Raw genomic sequence first — 6353 nt, 5'->3', positions numbered from 1 at the left:
GCCTGGTGCTCCGCTCCGACCTGCTCAAGCCGTGGGCGCACTGGATCACGCCGGAGGTCGAGGCCCGGCGCTTCGACATCCAGCGCCAGCCCGCCCGCGACCGCGCCGGCCAGGCTCAGCAGCGCGCCCGCCAGGGACCAGAGCCGGTCGGCGGTCAGAGCGCCGGGACCGGCGTCCGGCGACTGCGCCACGACGTCCGCGAGCACGGAGTGGATGGACATGAGAAGTCCCTTCTGCTGATCAGGACAGGGCGCGCCGGTTGAGCCCGGCCAGCCCCGTGACGGTGAGGAGCGCCGTGACGGCGAGCATGATCAGGACGGGCGCCACGGTGAAGTCGCCGCCCGAGACGATCATCGGCAGGTTGGGGAAGGGGACGAAGAACCGGGCGGCCCAGTAGTCGATCCCGACGATGGGTCCCAGCACCTCGCCGAACAGGTTGACGAACAGGAAGGCGGCCCACGAGATCGCCGCCGCGGCCCTGGGCAGCAGACCGAAGGCCAGCAGGCCGACCCCCGCCAGCACCCAGACGGCGGGCGCCTGGACCAGCGCGCCCCCCAGCGCCTTTCCCGGCTCCCCGACCGTCAGCCCCAGCGTCAGACCGGCGGCGGCGAGGACGACGACGCTGCCGAGCGCGGCGAGGACCAGGTGGGAGCAGGCCCAGCGGGTCCGGCCGACCGGCGTGGACAACAGCAGCCCGGCCCGCCCGGAAAGCTCCTCGTCGCGCAGCCGCAGCAGCACGAGCAGCGGGTGGAGGGCCGCGACGTAGCCGAGGCCGAGCACGATCAGCCAGAGGTACGCGTCGGTCATCGTGGCCTCGGGAGAGGCGGTGTAGCGGCGGAAGAACTCCTCGACGGCGGCTCCCTGCCTGGCGACCTCCGGGATGGACCGGGCCAGCGCGCCGAGGACGAGCCCGGCGGCCGCGTAACCGGCGGTCCAGCCGATCAGCAGGCCCCGCTGCATCCGCCAGGCCAGGGCGAGCGGGCCGCGCAGCCGTACCGAGGACGCGGGCCCGGGACGCTCCGGGATCAGGCCGAGCCCCACGTCCCGCCGGGCGTTGAGCCGGTGGGCGAGGGCCGCGGTGACCGCGAAGAGGGCCAGGCTGAGCAGCAGGACGGCCACGTCGTCGGTCCCGTACGGGCGGACCAGGTGCGACCAGCCCTGCGGCGAGAGCCACTTCAGCGCGGTCAGGCCGCTGCCGTCGGCGAGGAAGCGCAGGCAGTAGCCGGCGCCCAGGCCGGCGGCGGCGATGCCGATCGCGGCGCGGGCGCCCTGGGTGACCTGGGCGGCCAGGGCGCCGACGCCGGCGAAGACCAGTCCGGCGGCGGCGATCGCGGCGCCGAACGCCACCGACCCCGGCGCCCCGGCGCCCGCCAGGATCATGGCCGAGGCGGTGACCAGCCCGGCCAGGACGACGCAGGCCGACGTCACGGCGAGCGCGGCGGTCAGCGGAGCGGACCGGCCGACGACGCCGGACCCGGCCAGTTCGGCGCGGCCCGACTCCTCCTCGCCCCGGGTGTGCCGGACCACGGTGAGGATCGCGATCAGGCCGATGACGGTGTAGATCGCGTCGGCGTTCTTCCACACCGCCAGGGCGGCGACCGAGGAGGCGTACACCTCCCCGGCGAACGCGGTCAGCGCCCTGTTGGCGCTCATCTCCCGGGCGAACGCGCCGATGTCGGGGATGCCGGTCGCGTACCGGTTGAACTGGCCCGCCGCCAGGACGGCGAGCAGCAGGATCCAGACCGGCGCGACCAGGCGCTCGCGGCGGGCGACCAGCTTGACCAGCGTCCACGTGCCCGTCACGCCGCACCCTCCCGCGTGGCGTAGTGACGCAGGAACAGGTCCTCCAGGGACGGCGGCCGGCTGGTCAGGCTCGCGATCCCGGCCCGCGCCAGCAGCAGCATCACCTTCTCCAGCCGGTCGCCGTCCACCTGGAAGGAGACCCGCCGGCCCTCGACGGTCAGGCCGTGGACGCCGGGCAGCCGGGGGACCGGGCCGTACAGCTCGGCGGTGACGCTCGTCATGGTGAGGTGGCGCAGCTCGGCCAGGGTCCCCGACTCGACGTCGCGCCCGGCGCGGATGATGCTGACCCGGTCGCACACCGCCTCGACCTCGGACAGGATGTGGCTGGAGAGCAGGATCGTACGGCCGCGCCGCTTCTCCTCGGCGACGCACCGCTGGAAGACCGCCTCCATCAGCGGGTCCAGCCCGGACGTCGGCTCGTCCAGGACGAGCAGCTCGGCGCCGGAGGCGAAGGCGGCGACCAGGGCGACCTTCTGCCGGTTGCCCTTGGAGTACGTCCTGGTCCGCTTGCGGGTGTCGAGCCCGAACCGCTCGACCAGGTCGGCCCGCCGCGCCGGGTCCAGGCCGCCGCGCAGCTCGCCGAGCAGGTCGATCACCTCGCCGCCGGTCAGCGACGGCCACAGGCTCACGTCTCCCGGCACGTAGGCCAGCCGCCGGTGCAGCGCGGCGGCGTCCTTGCGCGGGTCCCCGCCCAGCAGGACGGCGGAGCCCGAGTCGGCGCGCATCAGCCCGAGCAGGATGCGGATCGTGGTGGACTTGCCCGACCCGTTCGGGCCGAGGAAGCCGTGGACTTCACCGGTCCGGACGGTCATCGTCAGGCCGTCCAGGGCGTGCGTGCGCCCGAAGCTCTTGCGGAGCTCTTCGACGGCGATCGCGACGTTCATGGGAGGCTCCAGTGGGGGGAGTGTTGTTACGCTGTGCACCAGGGCCGGTCCACGCGCTCCATGGGGCCGGACCTCACTGTGCAGAGCCGCTGGACCCCGATCAACGCCGTTCTCGGCGCACCCGCGATAACACCCCGGTTATCACCACTGGACAGAGCCTGGATCAACCTGAAATCGGGCCATGGAGATACGTGACATAACGATCTTTCTGGTGCTCGCCGAGGAGCTGCACTTCGGCCGGGCCGCCGCGCGGCTGCACGTCTCCCAGGCCCGGGTCAGCCAGGCCATCGCCGAGCAGGAACGCCGCCTGGGCGGCGCGCTGTTCGACCGCTCCAACCGGCGCAGGATCGAGCTCACCCCGCTCGGCCGGCAGCTCCACGGCGAGCTCGGGCCGGCCTACGCCGCCCTGTGCGAGGCCATCGAACGCGCCCGCCTCGCGGCCCGGGGCATCACCTCCGTGCTCCGCGTCGGCATGCTGCCGATGAACGTCCACGACCTGCGCCCCTACTGGGCCACCTTCCGCGCCCGCCACCCCGCCTGGGAGCTGCGCTTCAGCCACCCGCCCTTCACCGACATGTTCGGCAACCTGCGCCGCGGCGAGCTCGACGTCCTGGTCGCCTGGTTACCGGTCGAGGAGCCCGACCTCACCGTCGGCCCGGTGCTCTTCTCCGAGCCGCGGGTGCTCGCGGTGTCCGCCGGGCACGAGCTCGCCCGGCACACGTCCGTCTCCCTGGAGATGGTCAGCGACTACCAGCACCCGGACACCGACATCGGGCCGGCGTACTGGTTCGAGAGCTACCTGCCCGCCCGGACCCGCAAGGGTCGCCGCATCGAGCGCGGCCCCCTGGTCCACAACCCCAACGACGTGCTCACCCTGACCGGCCTGGGCGAGGTCGTGACCGTCTTCCCCGCGCACATGGCCCGCTACGGCGCCCGCCCCGACCTCACCTACCTGGCCGTACGCGACATGGGCGCCCTGCCGTACGCCCTGGTGTGGCGCACCAAGGCGGAGAGCGGCCCCATCCGCGCTCTCGCCAGGACCGTCCGCGACCTCGGCCCGCTGAGGACGGGCGACCTATGACCGCCCGTCCTGGGGCAGGGCGGGCAGGGGCAGGGTCAGGCCGGTCTTGACGGTGTCGAAGACGACCAGCGTCTCGTAGCGCTGGACGTTGTCGTCCGCCTTGAACAGGCGGTCGCCGAGCCGGCCGCAGTCGCGGGTGCTCCGCGCGGCCAGGACGACCACGTAGTCCCACGGTCCGGCGACCCGGTAGCACTGCTGGACCTGCGGGTCGGCGCACATCCGCCCGGCGAAGGCGCGGTGGTGCTCGAACGACTCCCTGGCCAGGGTCACCAGGACCGTGGCCAGGACGGTGGGGCCGAAGAGGTGCGGATCGAGGACGGCGACCTGCCGGGTGATGAGGCCGTCCCTGCGGTAGCGGGCGATCCGCCGCTGGACGGCGCTGGGCGAGAGCCCGACCTGTTCGCCGAGCTCGTGCAGGGTGCGCCCGGAGTCGTGCTGGAGCAGGTCCAGCAGGTGGGCGTCGATCTCGTCCAGGCGGGGCGGCGGCGGTTCGGGCATGCAAGATTATTGCGTCGCGGGGCGAAAATCCTCAATCGGTTCGATCGGCAGTTCGGCTAACGTCGGCCGGGTTCCCGAAGCTACCGAGGAAGGGCGGCGCGCGTGGATCTGGACGTGGCGCGGATCGAGAAGGCCGTGCGGGTGATCGATCCGGTGTTCCTGGACACGCCGCAGTATCTCGACGAGCAGCTGTGCCGGGCGCTGGGCGGCCGGGCGGTGACCGTCAAGGTGGAGACGGCCAACCCGGTGCGCAGCTTCAAGGGCCGGGGCGCCGATCTGATGCTGAGCACCCTCGCCCCCGGCACGCCGGTGGTGTGCGCCAGCTCGGGCAACTTCGGGCAGGCCGTCGCCTACGCCGGGCGGGCCCGGGGGATGCCGGTCGAGGTGTTCGTGCCCGAGACGGTCAACCCCGGCAAGCGTGAACGGATGGAAGCGTTCGGCGCCCGCGTCATCGCGGCCGGGCCCGACGGGTCGTCCGCGCGGGAGGCCGCGGCCGCCTACGCCGCGGACCACCCTGACCGCTTCTACGCGCAGGACGGCTCGCAGGCGGCGATCGCCGAGGGAGCCGGGACGATCGGGGTCGAGCTGACCCGGCCCCGGCCGGGTGGCGCGGGGCGCCCGGTGTACGACGCCGTCGTGCTCCCGGTCGGCGACGGCGCGCTGATCAACGGCGTGGGACGGTGGATGAAGGAGCACGCTCCCGGCACCCGGATCGTCGGCGTCAACGCCGAGGGCGCGCCCTCGATGCTGGAGAGCCTGCGCGCCGGCCGCCCGGTCCGCGTCGAACACGCCCGCACCTTCGCCGACGGGATCGCGGTGAGCCTCCCGCTGGAAGCCTCGGTGCGGCGGGCCCGCGCCCTGGTGGACGAGATCGTCCTGGTGAGCGACGAGGCCATCGCCGCGGCCGTGGAGCTGGCGGCGCGCACGCTGGGCATCCTCCTGGAACCGGCGGGCGCGGCCGGCCTGGCCGCGATCGCCCAGGGCCTGGTCGCCGGCGACCGGCCGGCGACCGTGCTGACCGGCGCCAACCCCCGCCCCGAGCAGGTCCGGGAGCTCGCGGCCCGGCTGGCGCGCTCCTCCTGCTGGAGCGGGCCGGTCAGCGGCTGATGCCGTCCAGCTCGGCCAGGTCCTCCTCCGAGAGGGACACGCCCGCGCCGGCGACGTTCTCGCGCAGGTGGGCCGTCGACGAGGTGCCGGGGATGAGCAGGATGTTCGGTGACCGCCGCAGCAGCCAGGCCAGCGCGACGGACATCGGCGCCGCCCCCGCGCGGGCGGCGACGGCCGAGAGCGCCGACGACTGGAGCGGGGTGAAACCCCCGAGCGGGAAGAAGGGCACGTACGCGACGCCGTCGGCGGCGAGCCGGTCGATGAGCGCGTCGTCGCCGCGGTGGGCGAGGTTGTACATGTTCTGCACGCACACGATCGGCGCGATGCTCCGCGCCTCCGCGACCTGCTCCGCCGTGGCGTTGCTGACGCCGAGGTGACGGATCAGGCCCTGCCGCCGAAGGTCGGCCAGCGTCCCGAACGCCTCGGCGAGCGAGCCGGGCCGCGGGCCCTCGGCGTCGCCGAGCCGGAGGTTGACCAGGTCGAGCACGTCGAGCCCCAGGGACTCCAGGTTCTCGTGGACCTGGCGGCGCAGGTCCTCCGGCCGCCGGGCCGGAGGCCAGCCGCCCTGCTCGTCGCGGGTCGCGCCCACCTTGGTGGCGATGCGCAGCGACTCGGGATAGGGGTGCAGCGCCTCGCGGATCAGCTCGTTGGTGACGCGCGGCCCGTACGCGTCGCTGGTGTCGATGTGGGTGATGCCGAGGTCGACCGCCTCGCGCAGCACGGCCAGGGCGCCGTCGCGGTCGGCGGGCGGCCCCATGACCCACGGGCCGGCCAGTTGCATGGCGCCGTACCCGAACCGGGTGACGGTCAGGTCGCCCAGGGTCCAGGTGCCGCCGGGAAGAGTGCGAGCCGGGGTGCTCATGTCATCGCCTTTCGTCATGCCGTCAGGAGGTGGCGTCCGCCGCCTCGTTGCATCAGCATTGGAGAGAAGCTTCCTTTCCGGAAGTAGGCACTCTGAAGTGCGTAACTCGCCCAGCGGT

The 6353-nt window shown here is 73.7% G+C and carries 6 protein-coding genes and 1 pseudogene; 2 read left to right on the top strand and 5 right to left on the bottom strand.

The window, feature by feature from the left end:
• From AB0J53_RS16985 to AB0J53_RS16975, 3 genes and pseudogenes are all read right to left on the bottom strand, one after another.
• A pseudogene (locus AB0J53_RS16985) lies at window positions 1-221 on the bottom strand (hypothetical protein); the annotation flags it as partial.
• Window positions 222-240: 19 nt separating this feature from the next.
• A complete protein-coding gene (locus AB0J53_RS16980; RefSeq protein ID WP_364172905.1) occupies window positions 241-1803 on the bottom strand; it encodes a hypothetical protein in 1563 nt (520 codons plus the stop codon).
• Entirely contained in the window at window positions 1800-2687 is an 888-nt protein-coding gene (locus AB0J53_RS16975) for an ABC transporter ATP-binding protein (RefSeq protein ID WP_364172902.1), read from the bottom strand. The genes AB0J53_RS16980 and AB0J53_RS16975 overlap by 4 nt, the downstream gene beginning before the upstream one ends.
• A 181-nt stretch (window positions 2688-2868) precedes the next feature.
• Between AB0J53_RS16975 and AB0J53_RS16970 the strand changes: the two genes are divergently transcribed.
• Window positions 2869-3768, top strand: coding sequence for a LysR family transcriptional regulator (locus AB0J53_RS16970; RefSeq protein ID WP_364172899.1), 900 nt, complete (start codon window positions 2869-2871; stop codon window positions 3766-3768).
• Here the strand turns inward: AB0J53_RS16970 and AB0J53_RS16965 are convergent.
• Window positions 3763-4266 (bottom strand): Lrp/AsnC family transcriptional regulator, encoded by a 504-nt coding sequence (locus tag AB0J53_RS16965; RefSeq protein WP_364172896.1) that lies wholly within the window; start codon window positions 4264-4266, stop codon window positions 3763-3765. The genes AB0J53_RS16970 and AB0J53_RS16965 overlap by 6 nt on opposite strands.
• A 102-nt stretch (window positions 4267-4368) precedes the next feature.
• On the opposite strand from AB0J53_RS16965, the gene AB0J53_RS16960 reads away from it, so the two are divergent.
• Window positions 4369-5373, top strand: coding sequence for a pyridoxal-phosphate dependent enzyme (locus AB0J53_RS16960; protein ID WP_364172893.1), 1005 nt, complete (start codon window positions 4369-4371; stop codon window positions 5371-5373).
• Here AB0J53_RS16960 and AB0J53_RS16955 read toward each other — a convergent pair.
• The gene (locus tag AB0J53_RS16955) at window positions 5363-6235 is read right to left on the bottom strand and encodes an aldo/keto reductase family oxidoreductase (protein ID WP_364172890.1); all 873 of its coding nucleotides are present in this window, start codon (window positions 6233-6235) and stop codon (window positions 5363-5365) included. The two genes, AB0J53_RS16960 and AB0J53_RS16955, sit on opposite strands and share 11 nt — an antisense overlap.
• Window positions 6236-6353 lie beyond the last annotated feature (118 nt).

Source organism: Nonomuraea sp. NPDC049725 (assembly GCF_040674795.1).
Taxonomy (GTDB): Bacteria; Actinomycetota; Actinomycetes; order Streptosporangiales; family Streptosporangiaceae; genus Nonomuraea; species Nonomuraea ceibae.
The sequence above is the reverse complement of the archived record's forward strand: the minus strand, read 5'-3'. Positions and strand labels throughout refer to the sequence as shown.